Source organism: Cytobacillus sp. NJ13, from assembly GCA_030348385.1.
Lineage (GTDB): Bacteria > Bacillota > Bacilli > Bacillales > Cytobacillaceae > Cytobacillus.
This window is the reverse complement of the sequence record JAUCFP010000006.1, coordinates 3,637,271-3,660,445: the sequence shown is the minus strand read 5'-3', so window position 1 is coordinate 3,660,445 and position 23,175 is coordinate 3,637,271. Positions and strand designations below refer to the sequence as shown.

Genomic DNA, 23,175 nt, shown 5'->3' with positions numbered 1-23,175 from the left:
TTAATAGCTTATAGGCTATTATATGAGAAAAGTGTACAGAAATAAACCAATATATACCCTTTTAATTTTATGTTCAAACCTAATTAGGTTTATTTTTATCCTGTAAAAGCGATTTATGGATCCAAATGGCAGCCTGTGAACCCTCCCCCATTGCAATGGTTACTTGTTCAGAATGGGCTGCCACATCGCCTGCTGCCCAAACATTTTTGGCACTTGTCATTTTTGAGCGGGGATCTGTCAGGATGTGCTTGTTTTCAAGGCGCTCTGCACCGAGCTGCTTTGCCAGGTCAGATTTTACTTCGTTTCCTCCAAAAGCGATAAATCCTTTTTCGCCTGTGATTTTTTTTCCGTTTTCTAGCTGTACACCGTTGAATTTTTCGTCTTCTGCGAGTATCTCACCTATAGATTCTTCAAGGTATTCAATCTTTTTTTCTTTCATTTTCTCCAGTAATTTCTGATCTGCCGGCTTTTTCTCATGGTTGATAAAAACTAGATCATTTGTCCAATAAGACAATGTTAATGCCATATTGGCGCCGGCATTTCCAGAGCCCAGCACAATGGTGCGTTTATCCTTTACCTCATATCCGTCGCAGTCAGGGCAGACATAGACAGAAATGCCGAGACAAGGCATTAATTCAGGGAAGGACGGCATCCGGTCCATAATTCCCGTTGCAAGCAAAATCCGTTTGCCCGAATATTTATTGCCCCTTTGGGATGAAACCACAAAACCTCCATCTCCCTTTCCTGCCTGCTCCACTTTTTCATTAACAAACTCCACTCCAAGGCTTTCCGCGTGCTTTTTCCCAATCTCTCTGAGCTCAGGGCCGCTCACACCATCAGGATAACCTAAGATATTATGATAGCTTTTACATATCGTGGAACGCCCATCATTGGAATCAAGCACCAGCACCTTATGTTTATATCTGCCCAGCTGAATGGCAGCCTGCAGTCCCGCAATACCTCCTCCAACAATCAGGCAATCATAATTCAATTGAAATTCCTCCTTTTCGTGCCAGGATAGGCTATAGTTGTAAATTACCCAGAAAACCCTCTTCCCAATACAAAAAAGGAGAGTTTCATCACTGAAACTCTCCCCAAACTCATTTATTCATATGTGCAAGAAAGCCGCCAAGAAGAGTATCCAGGTCTTCTTCGCTTTCCTCTTCAGTTTCACCTTCTGCGTTCTCTTGCTGTTCCTGTTTGGCTTTTTCCCAATCAAAGTCAAGCAAATCATCTTCAATAGCCGTCAAATCAGCTTCAGATAGATCGTCTTCTTCTAAAGCTGCAGCTGCGGAATCATACTGACTCACCGAATGTCTCGGCTCCTCCTGCAGATATAGAGCTTCATCAATATCAGAAGACCGGCTGTTTAAAGAAGCCAGCAGAGATGTTGCCCGCACCGGATCTGTAATCAGCTGGTATAGGATGCTGCCGAGCAATGCTTCTGAGTGCTCATGCTTTAGCCAGTCGCGCTGTATTTTGCTTAACCCCTTAGGAAGGGGAATGGTAATGGTTTCCCGGTCTTTTGATTGTGAACTGCTGACTCCCTGCATCACAAATTCGGCCATTTTGCTCGAAAAATTCCGCTTTTCGGTTTCCTTAAGCTTTTGCAGATGCTTCAGAATATGATCAGGAGTGTCAGATGGTACACGAAAGGATATGGATTGTCCTCTCTTAATTTCAGAAGAGGAAGCTTTACTCATGAAAAATCACCCTAGTTGGCTTTTACAGGTTTCTTATCCTGGTCTGCCTTATCTTTATTCGTTCTTCTTGAAAAATCAGAGATCAGCTTGTAATAAGCATTTGCCATCATCCAGATGCTTTCCTTTTCATCCTCGAAGAAGTCAATGTTATAGCCATCCAAATTGTTATTTAATGTCTTCAGATAATCTTTTAGAACAATAGAACCGCCACCAACGAAGTAGCAGATTTCCGTCTGGGAGTTTTTCTGCCAAACGTTGCGGAGCAGGCGGTACTGCTTCTTCGCCAGGTCTAGCAGGATACGGTCTGTAATATCATGCACACTTGTACGGCTTCCCTTAACCATAATATGATTGCGGTCATTTTTCTTTGTGATGATTTCCACGACATCTGTGCGGCTGTCGAGCTCAACACCATGCTTCGAACGGATCTCTTCACGGATGGATTCAAGCGCTTCAGACACGCCAAGGTTGAAGCCCTGCGCTTTATCATCATCTACATTGCGGTTTTTAATGACAGCGATATCCGTAGATAATCCGCCGATATCCTGGATTAAAATACGCTTATCAATTAAATCCTTATTAATGATGTTTAAGTTGTTATCCATTACAAGGTTGATATATGCAGCAAATCCTTCAGGATAAACCTTGACTTCTTCAAACTTAATATTAACTTTTTGCCCCTGGTACTTCGGTGTTACAAGGAACTCAACCTGGTGGACAGAGCCCAGCAGCTTGGAACGGTAGCCCGCATCCTTGCCTTCCTTCACTTCGCGAAGAGGAAGTCCTGTGCCAAGTGTATAGTTTGCATCGATCACATTACCTGACTTTTTAAAGCCAGTGGAACCGCCGTTTTGTACAGCATCCAGTGCCAAAGCAGTAAAAAGCATAACCAATGTCTGATCTTCTTCGGATTTGCTGCTGCCTGGATCCAGTTCAGTAGCATTATCGCTTTTTGTTGCCAGGTGACCTACACGGTAAATCGTATTATTTTCCTTCAGGGCAGGGGAGTGAACTCTAATATGTATGCCTTCAAGCGGATTTTTGCTGTCAAGTTCTTCAATCCCGATAACCGGCCGGTCCTCAACATCTCTCGCTATTACATTCGGTATGTTTAATTCTGAATCCAATTTCCCAAAGATTGCTTTAATAGAATCGTTTCCTACGTCAACTGCTGCAATTCGTGAATTCGTCAAATCATTCAATCCTTTCATTCTCCATAATATAGAGCTCTATTTTAAGAGTAATTCAGATTGAGAGATTAATCAATGAGAGGAAACAAAAAGTAATCAAAGCGTAAAAACGTAAACAAAATGTAAACATCTACCTTCATTGTATACACTTTCCGTATACATGTAAACAATATCGAACACATCCTTATATATCAACATGTACACCTATTTGTATACTTGTTTACATTTTTGAATACAATTGTAAACATTATTGCATACTTGTATTCAAATTTGTTTACGGGCAAATTCATTTGGTGTTTTTCATGAAATTTGATAGTTTAAGAGATGAAATAATATCCTGATAGCCTCTAGGAAAAAACCATCAAACTGGTTAATATTAAAAAATTTAGAAAATATATTAAATTTGTCTACTTTCTAAAAAAAGATTCCTTTAAAATAGAGGTATAACAATAGGCAAAGGAGTACAGAAGGATGCAAGGCTCCAGAATATTTATGGTTTCGCTTTTTATTGTTTCTCTCTTCACAGCTGTTATCTCGGACGGGATCATCGTCGAGAGCTCTGCATATATAAACGCCCTGGTCATATACCTGCTGTTTTCCTGCTTGTATCACCATTTGCGGATTATCAGCAGAAACGGAAATACCTCGATCGATTATGGAGTTAATTACAGTCTTTCCATTGGACTTTTTACAGGGCCATTAGGTTTATTAATTTTTGAAGCCATCTATCGATTTAGCGTTTATTTTTATAAGAAACGCACAAAAACAGACGATCCGGATGAATTTTTTCATACATTTTATAACATTGGCTCCTTTGTGATGAGCAACTCTATCGCATTCTATTTATTCAATCTGCTATATCCCCTCTTTCAGGATGCAGCATTCGGTTTTTGGATAGTCATGCTGATGCTTATTACCGTAACATCCATGCTTTCAGACATTTTCCTGATAACCGTGTTTAAATTGACAGGAGATATTAAAACGAAGCAGGAAGCTATTGATTTTATCAAAACTAGAAGTGTACTGGATATGGGGAAGATTGCCTTTACCAATGGTCTTTTGCTGTTATTCCTGAATGAGGGAAAATGGGAAATGCTCATAAGCCTATTTATACTTAATTATCTTGTCAGCCGCTCCTTTCTGTCGAAATCGCAGATGCTGCAGAATAAAATTGAACGCGATAAATTTGAGCAGATGGCCTATACCGACTTTCTTACAGGTGTTTTTAACCGTGCTTATATGGATAAAAAAATGACGGAACTCAATCAATCGAGGGAATACATCGGAATTGCAGTGGCGGATATCGACAAATTCAAAAGGATAAATGACAGCTATAACCACGCCGTGGGCGACCAGGCAATCAGGCACTTTGCCGATTCATTGAAGAGCTGCCTCTCTAAAGATGATTACTTATTTCGGAGCGGCGGAGAGGAATTTACAATAATTATGAGATTCAGGTCATATGAAGAATGCTTGAATTTAGCCCAGAAAATACGCAAAGGCATTGAAAACAGCACGTTTCATGCAGATTTTAAAGAGCAGTCCATTTCTCTTTCCTACACGGCATCCTTTGGCCTTTTTTACTATAAAGTGAACGGGCTGCTTTCTATTGAAAAAGCTTATGTATATGCAGACCAGCTCCTTCTGCAGTCCAAGAACCTGGGAAAAAACAGACTATCCTGCCGGGAAGAGCCAATCCATCAGCATAGCCACAAAGAAACAGTACTTACAAACGCATAAGAATATTTGCTGCAGCCGCCGGTTTGAGCGGCTTTTTTTTATGGGAAAAACACCTTTGTTTATTAGAACAGTTTAAATACTTTTATTATTCTGAAAAAATATTCTTTTATTTATTTCTCAGGAAAAATCAATTTATTCTGCCTGAAAAGTTAATAATAACCATCGTTACATAAAATTTTTTTTGACAATTAGGAACTATGAAAGATATTATAGAATAGCTAAAAGGAGGATGAAACATGTCAGAATTTAATAGGCAGAAAATTGTTGAAAGTGTGCCTCAAAAAGGTTTCTTTGGACATCCTAAAGGCTTATTCACACTTTTCTTCACTGAATTTTGGGAGCGCTTTTCTTATTATGGAATGAGAGCAATCCTTGTATTCTATATGTATTATGAGGTTTCAAAAGGCGGTTTAGGCCTGGATGAGCCGACAGCTTTAGCAATCATGTCCATTTATGGATCTTTGGTGTATATGTCAGGAATCATCGGCGGGTGGATTGCCGACAGATTGCTCGGAACCTCCAGAGCTGTATTCTATGGCGGAATTTTAATTATGCTCGGCCATATTGCCCTTTCTATTCCTGGCAGCCTGGCTATGTTCTTTGTTTCCATGGTGCTTATCGTATTAGGTACTGGTTTATTGAAACCAAATGTATCCAGCGTGGTTGGGGACATCTACAGTCCGGAAGATAACCGCCGCGATGCCGGTTTCAGTATTTTCTATATGGGTATCAACCTTGGCGGATTCCTTGCGCCGTTAATTGTCGGAACAGTTGGAATGAATTATAATTTCCACCTAGGTTTCGCCATCGCTGCCGTTGGTATGTTCCTTGGCTTATTAGTGTTTGTTTTTACGAAAAAGAAAAACCTTGGATTAGCAGGAACTTATGTATCTAATCCATTATCAGCAGATGAAAAAGGTAAGGTTTATACAAGAATTGGCCTTGGTGCTGTTATTATTGCCATTTTAGTGGCAGTCGGCATCCCTACTGGTCTGTTAACATTTGATTCGTTTATTGCCCTTGTTGGTATACTTGGTATTGGTCTTCCGATCATTTACTTTACTGTGATGTACCGCAGCCCAAAAACAACGGAAGTGGAACGTTCACGCATCATTGCTTATATTCCATTGTTCATTGCATCTGTTATGTTCTGGGCAATCCAGGAGCAGGGTTCAACGATTCTTGCGAATTATGCGGACAAGCGTACACAGCTTGATTTTATGGGACTTGATATTTCACCAGCATGGTTCCAGTCTCTAAACCCATTATTCATCATTTTCTTTGCGCCAGTGTTTGCCTGGCTGTGGGTGAAGCTTGGCGATCGCCAGCCTTCAGTGCCGCAGAAGTTCTCACTTGGTCTATTGTTTGCCGGTTTATCTTTCATTGTGATTCTGCTGCCAGCCTATCTTGGCGGAACAGATTCCCTGGTAAGCCCTTTATGGCTGGTTCTTAGCTATTTCATTGTTGTTCTTGGGGAGCTTTGTTTATCCCCAGTCGGCCTTTCAGCCACAACAAAATTAGCGCCTGCTGCTTTTTCAGCGCAAACGATGAGCCTTTGGTTCCTGTCAAATGCGGCAGCTCAGGCAATTAATGCGCAAATTGTTAAGTTTTACACACCAGAAACGGAAATGATGTATTTCGGTGTAATTGGAGCAGCTGCAATCGTTCTTTCCATTATCCTATTCCTATTGAGTCCTAAGATTCAAGGGTATATGAAGGGGATACGTTAATAGAAAAGCGAAAGCGCCTTGCCCACCCCCGACCCTCGAGGGGGTAGGCGCTGGAGCTAGACAGTTTTCGACTTTTTTAATTTTTCACTTGTTATTTTAGAAAATCAGAAGCCAGAAGAGTTTATGCTCTTCTGGCTTTTTTTGTGCAGCTTATTTCATGGATTAGTATCTGCTTGGCCGGTAAATTCGTCAGTTTGGCCGGTATTTCTGCGGTTTTGGCCGGTATTTCTTTAAAATTGGCCGGTAAATGTTCTATTGCGGCCGGTAAAAGGCAGCCTTCATTCTTTCCACTCCGTAAGCATCGGCCCCTCTTCACCATAGACAGGATCAGACTGCGGAACCGGGACATTTTTTATTTCTGCCAGCGTTTGTACACGGTCTGATGGGTCCTTTTTCTTCATATTCGGGCTTGTTCCACCGGGATAGGCACCCACGACTTCGAAGTCCGGACTGCATTTTGCATTCTTATGTCCTGTCCCTGCCGGGAGGAGGATAACATCGCCCAGATGGAGTTCAAGGCGCTCGCCCTGTTCACCGCCGATGAGGACGTTGGCTTGTCCTGCTTTGACACCCAGTACTTCATGAGTATTGCTGTGATAATGGTGGTAATCATATACCCCGCCCGTCCAGCTGCCGGTCCAATGATGTCTGTTAAAAGCCGCCTCTATTTCATCAGGCCGGTCCTTAAAAACAGCCTTGTAGATGATTACAGGAAGGTCCGGATTGTTGGGTATTTGACCATCATCCGCCAGCTGGAATGTTTGGATTTGGCTATTCATTTGAACTGCTCCTTTCGAATTGCTTTAATTACTTTGTTTAAACGTGTCTCCGCCTTTGATGGTTCCGTTTTGGAATCCTTTGTAGAACCATGACTTTCTTTGTTCTGACGTTCCATGAGTAAAGCTTTCCGGCACTACATAGCCCTGCGCCCGTTTTTGAAGAGTGTCGTCCCCAACTGCCGTTGCGGCATTAAGGGCTTCTTCCAGGTCGCCTTCCTCTAAATATCCCATTCCCTGGGCATGGTTGGCCCAAACGCCTGAATAATAGTCAGCCTGCAATTCAAATCGGACAAGATACTGATTAAACTTTTCCTCGCTCATTCTCTGGCGGAGCGGCATGATTTCCTCAGTCGTTCCTAACAGCGTCTGCACATGGTGCCCCACCTCATGGGCTATGACATAGGCCATGGCAAAATCGCCAGGAGCCTGGAACTTCCTTTGCAGCTCTTCGTAAAAGCTTAAATCAATATATAATTTTTGGTCGCCTGGACAATAGAAAGGCCCTGCTGAAGAGGACGCTGCCCCGCATGCAGACTGTACGCTGCCTGAGTATAAAACAAGGGTCGGCTCCTCATATTGCAATCCCTGCTCTTCGAATATTTCCGTCCATACTTCCTCTGTATCCGCCAGCACAACAGAGACAAATTCAGCAAGCTCTTTTTCCTTCTCTGATTCTTCATATGGCACAGCAGTACCAGAGTCAGTTCCGGCCATATTGCCTAAAAGCTCACCCGGATCACCGCCGAGGAAGGTAAATAACAATAAAATAACAATTCCGCCAAGGCCGCCGCCGATCAGAGTTTTTCCCCCTCCGCCCATGCCTCTGCGGTCTTCTACATTAGAACTCGCTCTTCTGCCTTTCCACTTCATGATTCAGCCTCCTAATGAAACGCCATTTATCACTCATTTCATTAGTGTATACCCGAATTGAGGGGATTTATTAACTTAGCAGAAGTAAAAATAAGTGCCTGCAGCAAACAGGCACCTTTTATTTCTTATTATTCTTCTATCGCACCAGCCGGATCATAGAGGCTCAGGTCAATATCCACCTCTTGCCCGAGAGCAAGCTTGGCCAGCTGGGCGCCAAGATACGGCCCTGCGGTCAGCCCTGAGGCTCCAAGTCCATTTGCTAAGTAAAGACCCTTTATGCCCGGAATGGGGCCGATAATGGGCAAGAAACCGGGTGTATAGGGACGGAAGCCCACACGTGCTTCTGTGAACGTTCCATCCGACAATCCAGGGGCTATTGTTAAAGCTTTTTCAAAAATTTCATTTAGACCGCCAGCTGTCACTCTTAAATCGCAGCCCATATCATCTTCATGGGTAGCGCCAACGACGATGCGGCCGCCTTCAAAAGCCAGAATGTATTGATTGTTTGGCGGCATCACAACCGGCCATCTGACCGTATCCTCCCCTTCAAGCTGGAGATGGACAATCTGGGCTTTTTGCGGCTTTACATCCAACTGAATACCAAGCGGCTTCAAAAGCTCCCCAGCCCACGCTCCGGCCGCTGCAATGACACTATCTGCTTCATATTGCTTTTCGCCGGCTTTTACAGCCGTGACCCTGTCTCCTTCGCACAAAAGTTCAGCAGAGCCATGAACCAATACAGCACCATGTTTTTCAGCTGCCCGCAGCAGGGCGTCCCTTAGTTCCCGGCCGTTGACGCGCGCCGCACCGCTTACATGTACAGAGGCATATTCCTTTGCTAAAGGCGGGAACAGCTCCAATGTCTGGTCTGGAGATAACGGAGTAATCTCTCCCATTTCAGGTGCATCGCCGCGTCTTTTTACCGCACGTTCTTCCATTTTTTCAAGCTTTACAGGGTCGGTATGGAGGCTGACGGCTCCTGCTTTCTGATAGCCCGTCTTCGTCTCTCCATCCTTTTCAAGCTCCCGGATAAGTGTTTGATAATAGGCCGCTCCCCCTTTGGCCAGTGCGTACCACGCCTTATTCCGCCGCTGTGACAGCCAGGGACAGATAATTCCGGCCGCTGCGTCTGTTGCCTGCCCCGGGTCTTTGCGGTCGATAACGGTGACATTTGCACCTGACTTAGCCAAATGGTAGGCTGCAGAGGCTCCCAGAATTCCTGCACCAATGATAATATGACTTTTCATAATGACTCCTTTTTGCGATCTTGTTTGCCACTTATTTTACAAGAGTTTGGGGCAGGGTTCAAAAAAATCATGGCGAATGCTTAGTAAAGTTATGGTGCTTGAAAGCTGCTGGGACGCGGAGTGACCGATAAAGTGGAATTCTGACCGATATTCTTAGAAAAGTGGCCGATAAAATCAAATTTTGACCGATAACCTTGGCAAAGTAACCGATATATTTAAAATATGACTGAAATACCTGGCGCAAAGCCCTGATAAAGTTAATTTCATGCGGCTATATCCTAATCCAGCAAAAAAAATCCCTTTTCTGACCGCTATCCTTTGGCCAGCGGCTAATTCCATACAAAAAAACTGCATGACAGGCATAAAACCCATCATGCAGCTCCATTAAAATGGCTTATTCGGTTCATAAGTCGGCTGCTGGCTTTGTGCCTGATACTGCTGGCTTTTGGCTGCCGCATCCTGGACGTTTTCTTCAAGAGCAAATTCTGTGTCCATTCCTTTTTTAAATTGTTCCGCCTGGTTTTGGGCGGCTATGATCTGCTGTTCTTCTGTTACTTTGTTCGGCTGCTTTGGCATCCCTATCTCTCCTTTATTTTAGAAGTATAGATATAGATTTTCCAAAGCTTCAGGCACTATTCACTTTTTTACAGGTCCACCTTTGTTCCGATGCTGTCAAGAATTGCTTTTTCGTAAACGGCTGCAGCCACAGCGAGGTCAAAGTAGGCAATGCCGACTGATTTGAAAAAGGTAATCTCTTCATCGTTTTCTCTGCCTGCGATCATTCCGGCTGATAATTGTCCGAGTTCGCCGTGAAGGTCCGAAAAGCTCCAAACGCCTTCTGAGGCAGGAATAATGAAATCACCTGCTTCGTCTTTGACCCCTTCTATGGTGTCTGCGACGATTTTAGAGCTTCGCAGCAGCGTTTCTGTGTCTACTTCCTGCATATGCGGAAGATAGGAGCCCACCCCGTTAATATGCGTACCCGGCCGGAGGATTTTGCCTGAGAACACAGGCTTTTCGGAGCGGGTGCTGCAGATGACAATATCCGCCCGGGAAACAGCTTCATCTGCATTTTCAAATATGGTCACCGGACCGTTGAATTCATGAAATTTTCCAGCAAACTCATGTGCCTTTGCAGCCGTCCGGTTGTAAAGGAAAATTTCCTCTATTTCGCGGACCTCCAATACGGCCTTCAGCTGCTCTTCAGCCATTGCCCCGCAGCCAATCACAGCCACAGACCTTGCCGATTTTTTCCCCAGATGCATAGTGGCAATGCCGCTCACGGCCCCCGTCCGGAGTCTTGTCAGGTACGAGGCATTCATGCATGCCAGATGTTCCCCTGTTTCCGTATCACTTAATAAAATGACTCCCTGAGTGGTTTTTCTGCCGATTGCAGGGTTCTCCGGAAAAATGGTGACCACCTTAACAGCCGTTTTTCCAATTGGCGGCATGGCGCTCGGCATATAAAGGGCAGAGGCCTTTTTCTCCGGAAAGTCCAGGACAGTTCTATGGGGATTCTGGATTTTCCCCTCCAGATTATGAACCAGGGCTTTTTCCAGATCCTTAATGGCTGATTCCATCGTATAGATGGATTTGATTTCTTTTTCAGATAATAAAAGCATGAAATCTACCTTTCTAAGCTTTTTGATCAGTTTGTCCGAAGCCTGTATGGAATGAATCATCCCCTGGCAGATCAGAATCAAGGTCCTGATTGCTTCGGTCACGGACGGATGCAACCGCAATTAAAGAGATGACGGCTGCAAGCATAATGTATAACGCCACAGGAACATACGAATTGTCATATGCATTCAGCAGGGCAGTTGCGACGAGAGGAGCGGTTCCTCCTGCCAGAGCGGCCCCTATTTGATAGCCCAGCGTGATGCCGGTATAGCGGACGTTCGACTTAAATATTTCAGAAAACATCGTTCCCAAAACAGCGGTGATTGGAGCCCAGATGATGCCGAGACCCAATATGGTAGCCACAACCAGCAGAACTGCCGAACCCTGGTGAAGCAGCCAGAAGTATGGAAAGGCATAAAGCATCATCAGGACCGTTCCGCCCACATATAGCTTTTTCCTGCCAATTTTGTCAGACAGTTTTCCCATGATCGGGATTAGAATAGTAGTAATAATTGTTGCAATCGTAACGGCATTCAGGGTAACGGTGCGAGAGAACCCAAGCTGTGTTGTCGCATAGGAAACAATAAAGGTTCCAAAGATATAAAATGGTGCTGTCTCCACCACTTTTGCGCCGACAGCAATCAATACTTCCTTCCAATGGCTTCGCATCGTTTCCACAAACGGAATCTTGGCGATTTCGCCTTTCTCCTGGGCCTTTTTAAAGGATGGTGTTTCATCAATGCCTTTGCGGATCCATAGGCCAAAAAAGACCAGCAGGGCACTTAGAATGAACGGTACACGCCATCCCCATGATAAAAAGGCTTCTTCAGGCAATAAAGTCATGATGGATAAGGCAAGCGTTCCAAGGAGCATTCCGATGGTGACGCCCATTTGCGGAATGCTTCCAAAAAAGCCTCGCCGATTTTTTGGGGCATACTCAACGGCAAGCAGAAGCGCGCCGCCCCATTCTCCTCCGAGGCCAATACCTTGTATTAAGCGTAAAAGAATCAGCAGGATCGGTGCTGCCGCGCCAATGTTGTCGTAGGTAGGCAAAAAGCCCATGAGGACTGTTGCACCGCCCATAAGGGATAGTGTGAGGACAAGGGTCTTTTTTCTGCCGATTTTATCCCCGATATGGCTGAAAATAACGCCACCGAGCGGACGGATGAAGAAAGCGAGTGCGAAAGAGGCATACGCCAGCATCAAACCGACAGCCGGATCATCGCTATGAAAAAACATTTGGTTAAATACAAGTGCAGCAACCGTCCCGTACAAAAAGTAATCAAACCATTCGATGGAACTTCCTATCAGGCTTGCGATCAGCACTTTCTTTTCTAATTTCTTTTCCATTCCATTTCCCCCTCTCTTGACTGTAAAAATGTACAAGTTCATCATAGTTTATATTATTTTGATATTTCAATATATTTTTAAAATTGGCTAATAAATAGAACTTATTTACCTGCCCAATTCCTAAGGTGAAAGTATGGGAATGTTTTTGTTATAATCATAATACTTAGATGGAATATGACCTTAACTGGAGTGAACACGTTGAATACAAAAAAAGCACTGCCTCTTTTATTTGCAGTTATGTTTCTTGTTATGGTGGGGTTTGGAATCATCATTCCTGTCATCCCCTTCTATGCGGAAGAATTAGGGGCCTCACCCACAGAACTTGGCCTATTAATGGCCGTTTATTCGTTGATGCAGCTGCTGTTTGCGCCTATGTGGGGGCGTGTTTCCGATAAAATCGGACGAAAACCAGTCATTATGATCGGCATTTTTGGCCTTGGCCTGTCTTTTTTCATGATGGCCTTATCCACTGAGCTTTGGATGCTGTTTGCTGCCAGAATCATCGGCGGCTTCCTGTCTTCTGCCAATATGCCGACAGTCATGGCTTATGTTGCAGATATTACATCTGAAGAAGACCGCGGAAAAGGGATGGGGATCATCGGAGCTGCAGTAGGCTTGGGGTTTATTTTTGGGCCGGCAATCGGCGGCATCTTTTCCCGGGAAAGTTTGAACATTCCTTTCTACGCGGCAGGAACATCTTCGTTTATTACTTTTTTTCTTGTCATGCTTGTGCTGAAAGAATCCCTTTCACCAGAGCAGCGCAGTCAGGGAACGGCTAAGCGTCCAGGACTTTTAACAGCTTTAAGCGGGAACACTGGAATTTTGTTTATTCTTCAGCTGTTTGTTTCGCTGTCACTGGCAGGTCTGGAAGCAACCTTTGCGTATTTTGCAGCTGACAAGGCTGGCCTTGGCACAGTGGAGCTTGGCTATATCTTTATGATTATGGGATTTGGAGGCGCCATTGTGCAGGGCGGTTTGGTAGGAAGAATGACGAAAAAGTATGGAGAAGGAGCTGTGATTCAGCTGGGGATCATCATCTCCGCCATTGGCTTTGGACTTATTCTCCTGGTCGACAGTTTTACCACAGCAGCGATTTTCTTAACAGTATTCGGCATCGGAAATGGGTTTATCCGCCCAAGCGTGTCTTCCCTGCTGACAAAGACATCTCAGACTGGACACGGCAGCACGACCGGCCTGCTGTCATCTTTTGACTCTCTGGGACGCATTATCGGGCCCCCGCTTGGCGGCTGGCTTTTTACCATGAGCATCGGTGCCCCGTATATCTCGGGAATCCTGCTTTCCGGATTGGCATTCATGTTGTATCGTGTATATTCTGCCAAGGTAAACAGAACCCAATCAATTACATCTTAAAAACAGAAAAGGAGGCCGCTTATGCCTCCTTTTTCTATATCTGCAATATAGCCTGAATCACATGCCCTGTACCTGTATGGCCTTTTCCTTCTACTCTCTCCTGTTCGCCATAAAAGAAATGAAGGACTTTATAACTCTTAATCCATTGGAGCAGATCTGCGGGATCATAAACCATATCAACACTTTTAGGCCCGCCTGTCCCATAGTGGAGCTGATCCTCCGAATAGACTTCAAGCATGACGATTCCACCCGGCTTTACAACGGAAACCAGCTTATCGAAAACCGTTTTTTGGTCTTTTTTCAGAAAATGGCCGAAAACCATAATCGAAGCATCATACTCCCCTAATGGCACAGAATCATGAATAAGATCCTTCTGGCCTGTTTCTACTCTGACATGATGGCGTTCAGCCAGCTGCTGTGTTTTAATTAACCCGCTTTGTGTATAATCCCATGCGGTTACCTCATGCCCCTGCCTGGCAAGGAACACAGCATTTCGGCCCTCACCCTCGGCCAAAGCAACAACTCGTTTGTGCCCTTCAAGCCGCCACGCTTGCTCCCTAATAAATTCATTGGGCTCATCGCCATATAAATATCCTTCTGCAGAGAACTTTTCTTCCCATAGATTTGCCAATATAACCACTCCTTCCTGATAAGGTATTCTAGAAGTGGTTATGGAAATCCTATTGTATAATGGAAAAAATGCCAGCAGGAGAGGAGGATAACGATGAAAGAGCTGACAGCGATGGAAGAGGTGCATCAGTTTATTCAGAGCGCTGAGCTTGGCCTTATTTATGTGCTGACTGACAGCTGAAGCGTCTGTCATGGCCTGCTTCCTCAGGTTGAGGAAGTATTAAAAGATTATCCCCGTATAGAAGGACGATTTGTGAATGCAGGAAAGGTCACTGAGATAGCCGGGTTCCTCATGGCTTTTACAGTGCCTGTAATTGCCTTATATCTTGATGGAAGAGAAGTTCTGAGGGAAGCGCGGTTCATACCGGTCGAGAAGCTGCGTGATGATTTGAAGAGGATCTATGAAGGTGTTTTTGATGTATAAAAATGAAGGACTGACGGTGCTTTTCCGCCAGTCCTTTTTGAGTATTCAGCTGATGGTTTTAGAAAATCAACATTGCATAAGCACAAGAATTCGATTGTTAAAATTAATAGATTTGCAGTAAATTAGAATATTATTTTCTTCCCCTATTAAATAACCCCAAATTTTATTGTCATAAATACCTACAAACACTCCCAATCATCCATCATTTTATTGAAATCTAATTCTTTTATCCCGGATTTAACACTGAAATCGCCTTTTAATTTCCCCAATTAACAGAATGTTCTTTCTTCTTTATACTTTTTAATAGAAAGTCCTTATAAACTATGAATCAAGTTTGTAAGGAGGTTGTTGTTTGATTATTTTAAAGCAGTTTAATAGGGGTGATTTCCCAGCTGCTTTAAGGGTAGACCACTATACTTTTGAAGAGGAGAATGGGCACGAATGGGAGATTTCAGGTTTAAAAAGTATTTAACAGCTGCCATGGCTGCGGCCATGTTAGCTGTTCCGCCCCTGCAGGCTTCGGCAGATGATTCTGGAAAGGGCATCCTAAAAGGTGCAGATGGCAAAGCGGCCATAACCGATCTGCAAGGGATGAATGCAAAAGCCAGTAAAGGCAAGCATGTCATCACACTTATTACTGGTGATGTCGTAACTGTAACCGAATTTGCAGATGGAAAGAATATCATTCATGTTGAACCAGCGGACCCTTCCGCAAATGGAGCACGTATTTTGACAGCCAACAAGGAAACGTATGTCATTCCTGATCAGGCTATGCCATATCTGGCTTCCGGATTTTTGGACCAGGATCTGTTCAATATTACGGCTTTAATTAAAGATGGCTATGATGATGAGAATCAAAAGGAATTGCCGGTCATCATTCAATATTCCGAGACCAAAGGCCGTTCAGCTGATGCTCATCCAGCCCCAAAAGGTTCGAAGAAAACCCATGTACTTGAAAGCATAGATAGTGTAGCAGTCTCAGCTGATAAGAAAGAAACAAAGGATTTCTGGAAAGAAATTACTAAAGCAAACAAGACTTCTAAAAAAACTAAGGCTGCACTGGCTCCAGGTATTGAAAAAATCTGGCTGGATGGCCGTGTCGAAGCTTCTCTTGAACAAAGTGTCCCTCAGATCGGAGCCCCTTCAGCTTGGGAATCCGGCTATGATGGAACTGGCGTGAAGGTGGCTGTTCTTGATACCGGAATTGATTCAGAGCATCCGGACATTGCAAACCAGCTGGATGAGGCAGTGAGCTTTGTGCCAGGAGAGGAAGTAACCGATATGCATGCACATGGAACGCATGTGGCTTCCACAGTGCTTGGGACCGGAGAAGCATCCGATGGACGTAATCAGGGTGTGGCTCCAGGTGCCCGTCTCCTTGTAGGAAAAGTACTTAGTGATGAAGGCTTTGGCCAGGATTCATGGATTATAGATGGAATGGAATGGGCAGCTGAAAATGCCAAAATCGTCAATATGAGTCTGGGGAGTTCTGAACCAAGCGATGGAACAGACCCGATGGCTCAAGCTGTAAACAATCTTACTAAAGAAACAGGTTCCCTGTTTGTTATTGCTGCCGGGAACACTGGCAGTGAAGGAATCGGATCACCAGGAGCTGCTGACGAAGCTCTTACTGTTGGCGCCGTGGACAAGTCCGACAATCTTGCCTGGTTCTCATCTAAAGGCCCTAGCTTTGGAAGCTCAGGATTAAAGCCTGATCTCACTGCTCCTGGAGTAGGAATCATGGCTGCGCGTTCTCAACATACGAACCAGGGAAGCGGCTCTTATATGAGCATGAATGGCACCTCAATGGCAACACCTCATGTTGCTGGAGCTGCAGCCCTTCTTTCCCAGCGTCACCCTGACTGGACCGGGGAACAGCTTAAGGAAGCTCTGATGAGCACCACAAAGAAGCTAGAGGACATTAAGCCTTTTGAAGGCGGAACTGGCCGTCTTGATGCTGAAGCTGCAGTACTTGGCAATATAAGAGCCACTGGTTCCCTCGACTTTGGCTTCTATGACTGGCCACATGAGAATGATGTACCGGCTGAGAAGGCCATTACGTATACAAACGACAGCGGACAGGATGTGACATTGAATCTTTCAGTATCGATGAAAGATACCCATGACACCGATGCTCCTGCCGGAATGGTAAAGCTTTCATCAGAAAAAGTGACTGTTCCAGCTAATGGAAGTGCTGAGGTTACCGTTACACTAGACCCGAATAATGGGGAGTTTGGCGCCCGTTATCAGGGGCATATCAGTGCTTCGGCGGATGGCCAAAAGGTTGTCCATACGTCATTAGGCATGATTAAAGAAGAGGAAAGGTACCCGCTTACCATAAAGGCAATTGACCGGGACGGAGAAGCTGCCTCTGCATACTTCTACCTTTTGGGACCAACTGGCGAACCACAGTTTATGTCAGTGGAAGGCACGAAGGAGCTGCGGCTGCCGAAAGGAACGTATTCAGTTATGTCGATGATGGATGTTGATGCAGATACAGATCATGCAGGTGTAGCGCTAGTCGGAGACCCGGAAATTAACCTGGATGGCCCTCAGACAGTTATGCTGGATGCCCGCATGGCCAACGAAATTACTGTGGATGTTCCGAAAGAAACAGAAGCCAATTATCGGAAGATGGAATATTACCGCAGCATCAATGGAAACCAGGTGAATGACATTTACATTATGCCGGTAGTGGTGGATAAAATGTACGCTGCACCTACAGAGAAAGTAAACGCTGGTGAATTCACACAGGCTACGCGCTGGCGCCTGGCAGAACCAATGCTGACAATCGGTTACAAAGGAAAGGAACTGGATGATATCCCGCAGGCAGGCAGCACGCTTCTGAACGGGAAGTATAATTTGAATGCTGTCTATGCCGGAAATGGATCTCCAGAGGATTATGAAAAGCTGGATGTAAAAGGAAAAGCCGCAATTGTGCAGCGCAGTGATTCATTAACAGGATCAGAACGTGCGGCAGCAGCGTTAGCAGCAGGAGCAAAACTATTGATTACCGTTAATGATGGACCTCAGGAGCTTAGTGAATGGGTTGGAGTAGAAAATGAGGATTTTTCACTTTCCAACAGCCCTCTCCCGGCTGCTGGTGTGAGCGGCACTGAAGGCAAAGAGCTCATCGCAGCTGCCAAGTCCGGAAAATTGACCTTAGAAGTCGAGGGTACACCTGACTCGGAATACTTATATGACCTGGTGGACATGCATCATCAGGCAGTTCCTAAAAAGGTAAACTATTCTCCGAAATCGAAGGACCTTGTCAAAATCAACTCTGAATATAAATCAGATCGTCCTGCACCGGGCGCTGAGTTCCGGTACGATATCCTGGCGCACAGCTTAGCCGGAGTAGGGTTCCTGCAGACTCTGTCACTTCCGTCCGTCAGAACAGAGTGGGTATCGGCGCAAAAAGGTACATCATGGTACCACCAGGCTGGTGTTCTTGATGCCCAATGGGAAGTAAGACAGCCAAAAGTAGATTACAAACCGGGTCAGACATTGAATGAAGAATGGTTTTCACCAGTCATCCGTCCTCGTTTTGGAGATGGTTTCTGGGCTCCATACCGTTCAGGCAATAATTTGATATTAAATGTTCCTGCCTGGGCTGACTCAGGACCAGGACATACGGGAGCTGACATGAATTACCCTGGCGATCAGACATTAAAGCTATATCAAGGGGATAAGCTGGTTAAAGAAGGAAAGGGCCAGGCACTCTACTTATTTAATGAATTTCCGGAAGAGAAAACTCAGTATAAACTCGTAAGTGATGCTGTCCGTGATGCAGAGCGCTGGAACACATCAGTCCGTACACACACGGAGTGGACATTCTGGTCACAGAAGCAAGAAGAATTCCAGACTGCTCTACCGCTGATTTCACTTGATTATAATGTGGATACTGACATGGCAGGCAACTCCCTGGCCGGTAAAAAGATTAAGCTTGATTTATCCGCTGTTCAAATAGCCGATGCTCCGGAAAACGGCAAAATAAAAGGAGCCAGCCTTGAAGTGTCCTTTGATGAAGGAAAGACATGGGAAGCGGCAAAATTAGTTTCCAAGGGCAATGGCTGGAGTGCCGAAATCAAGCATCCAAATAAGAAGGGAAGCTCTGTCTCCCTGCGTGCCAGTGCATGGGATGATGCAGGCAATCGTGTAAATCAGGAGATTATCAAGGCTTATGGATTAAAGTAATGAAGAATGGATGAACTTCCTGTTAAGCAGTGGATTGCATACAGAGAGTGCATGAACCAGGCAGCCAATGCCTGGTTCATTTTTTTAATAGATTCGCTAGGACAGTTTTTGGAGGATTCAGCGAGCCTCGCCTTACACTTTTCTAATTCCTATGCCCTATAATGGCTTGTCATTTCAGACAATGATCTTGCCAGAGAATTAAGTTTCATCCCAATTTCATCCGTTTTCTCCATTTGTCCTGTTTGAATGACACTGGCGGCAAGCATCTCTTCTGCACTGGCCAATGTTTCCTGTGAAACAGAGGAGAACTGTTCAGCTCCCTGTTCAAGCTGCGGCAAGGTTTTTTCCAGACCTTTCAGCTCCGTTTGCATGGTTTGGAGCTTTCCGCTTACATTAGAAATCTCATTCATCAGCTCGTCCAATGATATTTTTGATTGGCCCGCCATCTCAAGATTGCCTTTTATCTCCGTATGGAGCTGGTCAAATTCCTTTGAAGCCCTGAGTGTTATATTCTCCATATCTCTTATTCCCTGAGTGATATCTTCTGCAGCTCCTGCAGATTGCTCAGCCAGTTTACGAACTTCTCCTGCGACCACGGCAAAGCCTTTCCCTGCCACTCCTGCACGGGCAGCCTCGATGGAAGCATTTAAGGATAACAGCCTTGTTTGTTCAGCAATTCCTTTTACCATTCCGACAAGATTTGTGATCGCTAAGGAATGGTCTTTGACCTCTTTTATTGTCAGGGTCAATTTTCCAAACTCTGAGCCAAAGGAATGAATGGCAGCGATCAGATCACTGATACTGTTCCCGCCGCGCCTGGCAGAATCATTCATCACCTCCGAGCTGCGGTTTACACTGTGCATATGTAAAAACATGTCTTCGAACTTATCTTTCATTTCTATAAAACTGGACGCACTATTTTCAGAACTGGCTGCGGTTTGCTCTGCCCCCATTTTCACGAGGTGAATGGCTGATACCAGCTGCTGTCCGCTTTCAAGAGCGCTGAAGGATGACCCTTTCAGCTCATTGCCCGTACTCTCCAGCTCCTTCGTTGTGCCGGTCAGCTCCCGCAGCAGGCTCCTCATTTGTTCAATCATGCTGTTATAACTTTTCTGCAGAGAAACAATTTCGGGAATTTCTGTATGAATCTCAAGCTGGTTTTGCAGGTTTCCTTCCCGAACCTCCCGCATGGTGTTTCTTAATAAGTTCAAAGGCTTCGTTATTTTTCTGACAAAAAGACTGATAATGGCTGAAGCAGCCGATAAACTGATCACAATCGCTGCAATCATAAAATACCCGATCGCATGCACATCAGACATATACGCTTTTGCCGGGATGAGGACTACATAGACGCCGCTAATTTCCTTCATCTCCTGAAAGGCCGCTGTATAATCTGTCCCATTCATCTCAATGTGTATGACTCCATTTTTCATTGCGCTGATCTCATTGATCGTATCCCTTGAAAAAGTGGCATCTGTCTTGCTGCTGACCTTAAAAGGGGTAATCTTGTTATCTGCGAGATAGAAAAAATCAGAGTCAATCCCATCCGACTTCAGCTTTTTCTGCTGAGAACGGACACTGGCCTCGAGCTGCTGCTTAAAGTACGTATCATCACTGACATACACAAACTTTAAGTTTTCCGCTATGTATCCCATTAATTCCGCTTCTCTTGCCAATCTATCCTCAATGGTTTTGATTGCCATGTCCTTTGTTTTAAGATAGGAACTAACTCCGACTGCCGCTATCGATAGCAGCAGCAGGGTAAAAAACAGTGCCAATAATCTTGTGCCCAGGTTCAGCTTATGGCTGAAGGCTGCCGCAAAGTTGTCCAGCCGCTTCTTCATTTATCCAAAACCCCCAAAATATCATACTAATGACCTATAAGAAAATTATACAGACCGAATGTAAATTGAATGTAAAGATTGGGTGAAGAGTAATGTTTTGTAAATTTACAAAGGAACGTAAAGCAGGCTGATTTAATATATTGGTTAAATCCGAGGCTTTATTTTATAAGGACGGGGGAAGAACATGACCAATTTTCAATATTTCACGGGGACCGTTACGCAGATCTCTGATTTTAATGGAGAAGGCTGCCATAAAATCATTTCCGCTGATAATGGAATGGGGGGAACTGTCAATTTCATCGTATCCCCTTTCACTTACGTTTTAGATCAAACCAAGCTATCTGCGGGGGACATCATTACTGGATATTATGACGGCAATGCTCCTGTTCCGCTGATATATCCTCCTCAATACCGTGCGCTTGTGGTGGTAAAACATACTTCTCACCAAAATGTGAAAACAGACTATTTTAATAGCCAACTGGTCAGCAGTGATGGTCAGCTGCAATTAAACGTCTCGCCGTATACCCAGATGGTGCTGACAAATGGGCAGGCTTTTACCGGAAGCCCTGCAAACAGAGACTTAGTTGTAATCTATGGTCCGTCTACCAAAAGCATCCCTGCCCAGACCACACCTTACAAGATCGTTGTTTTGTGTTTATCTGATCGCAGGTAGCCATTTTTGTGAAGGAGCCATGGAAAGAGCCCCCATCTTATCGTGATTGGGGGCTGGTTATATTTCGGATAAGAGCAGATCAATTTCTGGGCTGGTTGTCCGAAGTTGTCTCAGGTTCGGACTCCATCTGGCCTTTTCTCGCGCTCTCTGTCCGAAGCAGCCTCGGGTTCGGACAACTACTGGCTATTTCCTGCACTCCCTGTCCGAAGTTGCCTCCGGTTCGGACTCCATCCGGCCTTTTTCCGCGCTCTCTGTCCGAAGCTGCCTCGGGTTTGGTCAACTACTGGCTATTTCCTGCACTCCCTGTCCGAAGTTGCCTCCGGTTCGGACTCCATCCGGCCTTTTTCCGCGCTCTCTGTCCGAAGCTGCCTCGGGTTTGGTCAACTACTGGCTATTTCCTGCACTCCCTGTCCGAAGTTGCCTCTGGTTCGGACTCCATCTGGCCTTTTCCTGCACTCCCTGTCCGAAGTTGCCTCGGGTTCGGACTCCATCCGGCCTTTTCCTGCACTCTCTGTCCGAAGCATCTCTCAGACTCCAATTGGAATACTCCTAGGCATGATTTATGTGGTTACAGGATTTTCAGCTTCATCCGAATTGCATACGATGACTTTTACTCATCATCCACTTCGCCGTCGCCAATTTCATCCTCTTCCTCCACATCTTCAACCTGTTCGTCCTCCTCAGGCTTTTCATCGTTTCCGCAGCCCGTTAACGTTACGAAAGATAGAGATAGCAAAAGCATCAATAAGTATTTTTTCATTAATATAACCTCCTTTCGTTTAGTTTTTCAAAAAGGCAAACTTTATATGTGCTGTTAATAATTTACAAACCCTCCTCACTTTTGAATATTTGCAGCTGGATAGGAAAACACTTTTATAAAGCTGAACTATGCAAGCTTACTTTTTACGCATATAAAAGGATGTGCCATAGATGGATTTTTTTCAGAGTCAGCACTCACTTTCTGCCATGGAGTGGGGACTCAGGGCTGTCATCGCTTATTTCTTCTTAGTCATTGTCGTCAAAGTGCTGGGGCAGCGTGCCATTTCCCAATTAAGGCTCCTTGATTTAGTAATGGCTTACGTCATAGGCAACATTATTGCCCATCCCTTATCTGATGAGGAGCTTGGATTAAAAGGGTCAATTGTAACAACCATTGTGCTGGTGGTTCTTTACCTGATCAGTCTATTCAGTATTCTGAAATGGCCAGCGGTTAGAAGACTGGTAAACAGCAAGCCTATCACCATCGTGCAGAATGGCGAAATCATCTACAAGGGCTTAAACAAAGCAAGGATTTCTATTGATGTGCTGCTGGAGGAATTACGCGAGAAAAAAGTAGAAGATGTAAAAAAGGTGGCGCTGGCTCTTTGGGAAGCAAACGGGAGCATTTCCTTTTTTTTAGACCCAAAATATGAGCCCATAACACCTGCTTTCCTGCAAATGAAGACTGAACCATTCGAAATGCCAAAAACCATTATTAAGGAAGGCAAGGTAGATAAAAAAGAGCTGGAAAACTTACAAAAGGACGAAAGATGGGTAAAAGCCCATTTAAAAAGTTTCTATCAGACAGAAATTGATAATGTTCTGTTAGCTACCCTGGACAGCAAAGGAACCTTGAAGGTATTTTTATATCATTAATTTGGCTAAATGGAGTGATGGCAGTGCTTTCTAAAGAGCTGACGGTCTCTGAGATCTCGAATATTTGGTCATCTTATTTAAAAAACATGGGAGGGTCAAGACCGCTGAATGCTCCTGAAATAGCGAATATATCCAGAATAATTCAAAGAGCGTAATTCTCGAAAATGATCTT

At 44.6% G+C, this 23,175-nt stretch carries 19 protein-coding genes; 7 read left to right on the top strand and 12 right to left on the bottom strand.

What is annotated here, in order from left to right:
• Positions 1-79: 79 nt before the first annotated feature.
• The 3 genes from QUF73_18310 to QUF73_18300 all read right to left on the bottom strand — a co-directional run bounded on the left by QUF73_18310 (position 80) and on the right by QUF73_18300 (position 2,896).
• Positions 80-991, bottom strand: a complete 912-nt coding sequence (locus tag QUF73_18310) for an NAD(P)/FAD-dependent oxidoreductase (protein MDM5228078.1) — start codon at positions 989-991, stop codon at positions 80-82.
• Between the two features lie 109 nt (positions 992-1,100).
• Positions 1,101-1,703: a hypothetical protein gene (locus tag QUF73_18305; protein MDM5228077.1), complete on the bottom strand. Its 603-nt coding sequence runs from the start codon at positions 1,701-1,703 to the stop codon at positions 1,101-1,103.
• Between the two features lie 11 nt (positions 1,704-1,714).
• On the bottom strand, positions 1,715-2,896 hold the full coding sequence (locus QUF73_18300; GenBank protein MDM5228076.1) for a ParM/StbA family protein: 1,182 nt from the start codon (positions 2,894-2,896) through the stop codon (positions 1,715-1,717).
• Between the two features lie 468 nt (positions 2,897-3,364).
• Here QUF73_18300 and QUF73_18295 point away from each other — a divergent pair, with 468 nt between their 5' ends.
• The gene (locus tag QUF73_18295; protein MDM5228075.1) at positions 3,365-4,633 is read left to right on the top strand and encodes a GGDEF domain-containing protein; all 1,269 of its coding nucleotides are present in this window, start codon (positions 3,365-3,367) and stop codon (positions 4,631-4,633) included.
• A 236-nt stretch (positions 4,634-4,869) separates the two neighbouring features.
• On the top strand, positions 4,870-6,363 hold the full coding sequence (locus QUF73_18290) for a peptide MFS transporter (GenBank protein ID MDM5228074.1): 1,494 nt from the start codon (positions 4,870-4,872) through the stop codon (positions 6,361-6,363).
• Between the two features lie 278 nt (positions 6,364-6,641).
• On the opposite strand, the gene QUF73_18285 is transcribed toward QUF73_18290, so the two are convergent.
• From QUF73_18285 to QUF73_18260, 6 genes are all read right to left on the bottom strand, one after another.
• Positions 6,642-7,142, bottom strand: a complete 501-nt coding sequence (locus QUF73_18285; protein MDM5228073.1) for a hypothetical protein — start codon at positions 7,140-7,142, stop codon at positions 6,642-6,644.
• Between the two features lie 24 nt (positions 7,143-7,166).
• On the bottom strand, positions 7,167-8,012 hold the full coding sequence (locus QUF73_18280) for a neutral zinc metallopeptidase (GenBank protein ID MDM5228072.1): 846 nt from the start codon (positions 8,010-8,012) through the stop codon (positions 7,167-7,169).
• 128 nt (positions 8,013-8,140) lie between these two features.
• Positions 8,141-9,259 carry an FAD-binding oxidoreductase gene (locus tag QUF73_18275; GenBank protein ID MDM5228071.1) on the bottom strand — a complete coding sequence of 373 codons (1,119 nt, stop codon included), beginning with the start codon at positions 9,257-9,259 and terminating at the stop codon, positions 8,141-8,143.
• 384 nt (positions 9,260-9,643) lie between these two features.
• Positions 9,644-9,835, bottom strand: coding sequence for a hypothetical protein (locus tag QUF73_18270; protein MDM5228070.1), 192 nt, complete (start codon positions 9,833-9,835; stop codon positions 9,644-9,646).
• 68 nt (positions 9,836-9,903) lie between these two features.
• Positions 9,904-10,881, bottom strand: a complete 978-nt coding sequence (locus tag QUF73_18265; GenBank protein MDM5228069.1) for an NAD(P)-binding domain-containing protein — start codon at positions 10,879-10,881, stop codon at positions 9,904-9,906.
• A gap of 13 nt (positions 10,882-10,894) precedes the next feature.
• A complete protein-coding gene (locus tag QUF73_18260; GenBank protein MDM5228068.1) occupies positions 10,895-12,229 on the bottom strand; it encodes an MFS transporter in 1,335 nt (444 codons plus the stop codon).
• A 198-nt stretch (positions 12,230-12,427) separates the two neighbouring features.
• Here QUF73_18260 and QUF73_18255 point away from each other — a divergent pair, with 198 nt between their 5' ends.
• Positions 12,428-13,600: an MFS transporter gene (locus QUF73_18255; protein MDM5228067.1), complete on the top strand. Its 1,173-nt coding sequence runs from the start codon at positions 12,428-12,430 to the stop codon at positions 13,598-13,600.
• 34 nt (positions 13,601-13,634) lie between these two features.
• Here the strand turns inward: QUF73_18255 and QUF73_18250 are convergent, their stop codons facing one another.
• On the bottom strand, positions 13,635-14,231 hold the full coding sequence (locus QUF73_18250) for a class I SAM-dependent methyltransferase (protein ID MDM5228066.1): 597 nt from the start codon (positions 14,229-14,231) through the stop codon (positions 13,635-13,637).
• A 252-nt stretch (positions 14,232-14,483) separates the two neighbouring features.
• Here QUF73_18250 and QUF73_18245 point away from each other — a divergent pair, with 252 nt between their 5' ends.
• Both QUF73_18245 and QUF73_18240 read left to right on the top strand, forming a co-directional pair.
• Positions 14,484-14,654, top strand: coding sequence for a thioredoxin (locus QUF73_18245; GenBank protein MDM5228065.1), 171 nt, complete (start codon positions 14,484-14,486; stop codon positions 14,652-14,654).
• Positions 14,655-15,095: 441 nt separating this feature from the next.
• Positions 15,096-18,851, top strand: a complete 3,756-nt coding sequence (locus tag QUF73_18240; GenBank protein ID MDM5228064.1) for a S8 family serine peptidase — start codon at positions 15,096-15,098, stop codon at positions 18,849-18,851.
• A 149-nt stretch (positions 18,852-19,000) separates the two neighbouring features.
• On the opposite strand, the gene QUF73_18235 is transcribed toward QUF73_18240, so the two are convergent.
• The gene (locus QUF73_18235) at positions 19,001-20,695 is read right to left on the bottom strand and encodes a methyl-accepting chemotaxis protein (protein ID MDM5228063.1); all 1,695 of its coding nucleotides are present in this window, start codon (positions 20,693-20,695) and stop codon (positions 19,001-19,003) included.
• A 184-nt stretch (positions 20,696-20,879) separates the two neighbouring features.
• On the opposite strand from QUF73_18235, the gene QUF73_18230 reads away from it, so the two are divergent.
• Entirely contained in the window at positions 20,880-21,368 is a 489-nt protein-coding gene (locus QUF73_18230; GenBank protein ID MDM5228062.1) for a hypothetical protein, read from the top strand.
• A 610-nt stretch (positions 21,369-21,978) separates the two neighbouring features.
• Here the strand turns inward: QUF73_18230 and QUF73_18225 are convergent.
• The gene (locus QUF73_18225; GenBank protein MDM5228061.1) at positions 21,979-22,128 is read right to left on the bottom strand and encodes a hypothetical protein; all 150 of its coding nucleotides are present in this window, start codon (positions 22,126-22,128) and stop codon (positions 21,979-21,981) included.
• 170 nt (positions 22,129-22,298) lie between these two features.
• Between QUF73_18225 and QUF73_18220 the strand changes: the two genes are divergently transcribed.
• Positions 22,299-23,003 carry a DUF421 domain-containing protein gene (locus QUF73_18220; protein ID MDM5228060.1) on the top strand — a complete coding sequence of 235 codons (705 nt, stop codon included), beginning with the start codon at positions 22,299-22,301 and terminating at the stop codon, positions 23,001-23,003.
• The last annotated feature ends 172 nt before the right edge of the window (positions 23,004-23,175 follow it).

Excerpts from the sequence above, each read along its gene's own strand:
- QUF73_18305 (MDM5228077.1), bottom strand. The coding sequence starts at position 1,703 with ATGAGTAAAGCTTCCTCTTCTGAAATTAAGAGAGGACAATCCATATCC.
- QUF73_18295 (MDM5228075.1), top strand. The coding sequence starts at position 3,365 with ATGCAAGGCTCCAGAATATTTATGGTTTCGCTTTTTATTGTTTCTCTC.
- QUF73_18290 (MDM5228074.1), top strand. The coding sequence starts at position 4,870 with ATGTCAGAATTTAATAGGCAGAAAATTGTTGAAAGTGTGCCTCAAAAA.
- QUF73_18285 (MDM5228073.1), bottom strand. The coding sequence starts at position 7,142 with ATGAATAGCCAAATCCAAACATTCCAGCTGGCGGATGATGGTCAAATA.
- QUF73_18280 (MDM5228072.1), bottom strand. The coding sequence starts at position 8,012 with ATGAAGTGGAAAGGCAGAAGAGCGAGTTCTAATGTAGAAGACCGCAGA.
- QUF73_18275 (MDM5228071.1), bottom strand. The coding sequence starts at position 9,259 with ATGAAAAGTCATATTATCATTGGTGCAGGAATTCTGGGAGCCTCTGCA.
- QUF73_18270 (MDM5228070.1), bottom strand. The coding sequence starts at position 9,835 with ATGCCAAAGCAGCCGAACAAAGTAACAGAAGAACAGCAGATCATAGCC.
- QUF73_18265 (MDM5228069.1), bottom strand. The coding sequence starts at position 10,881 with ATGCTTTTATTATCTGAAAAAGAAATCAAATCCATCTATACGATGGAA.
- QUF73_18260 (MDM5228068.1), bottom strand. The coding sequence starts at position 12,229 with ATGGAAAAGAAATTAGAAAAGAAAGTGCTGATCGCAAGCCTGATAGGA.
- QUF73_18240 (MDM5228064.1), top strand. The coding sequence starts at position 15,096 with ATGGGAGATTTCAGGTTTAAAAAGTATTTAACAGCTGCCATGGCTGCG.
- QUF73_18235 (MDM5228063.1), bottom strand. The coding sequence starts at position 20,695 with ATGAAGAAGCGGCTGGACAACTTTGCGGCAGCCTTCAGCCATAAGCTG.
- QUF73_18230 (MDM5228062.1), top strand. The coding sequence starts at position 20,880 with ATGACCAATTTTCAATATTTCACGGGGACCGTTACGCAGATCTCTGAT.
- QUF73_18225 (MDM5228061.1), bottom strand. The coding sequence starts at position 22,128 with ATGAAAAAATACTTATTGATGCTTTTGCTATCTCTATCTTTCGTAACG.
- QUF73_18220 (MDM5228060.1), top strand. The coding sequence starts at position 22,299 with ATGGATTTTTTTCAGAGTCAGCACTCACTTTCTGCCATGGAGTGGGGA.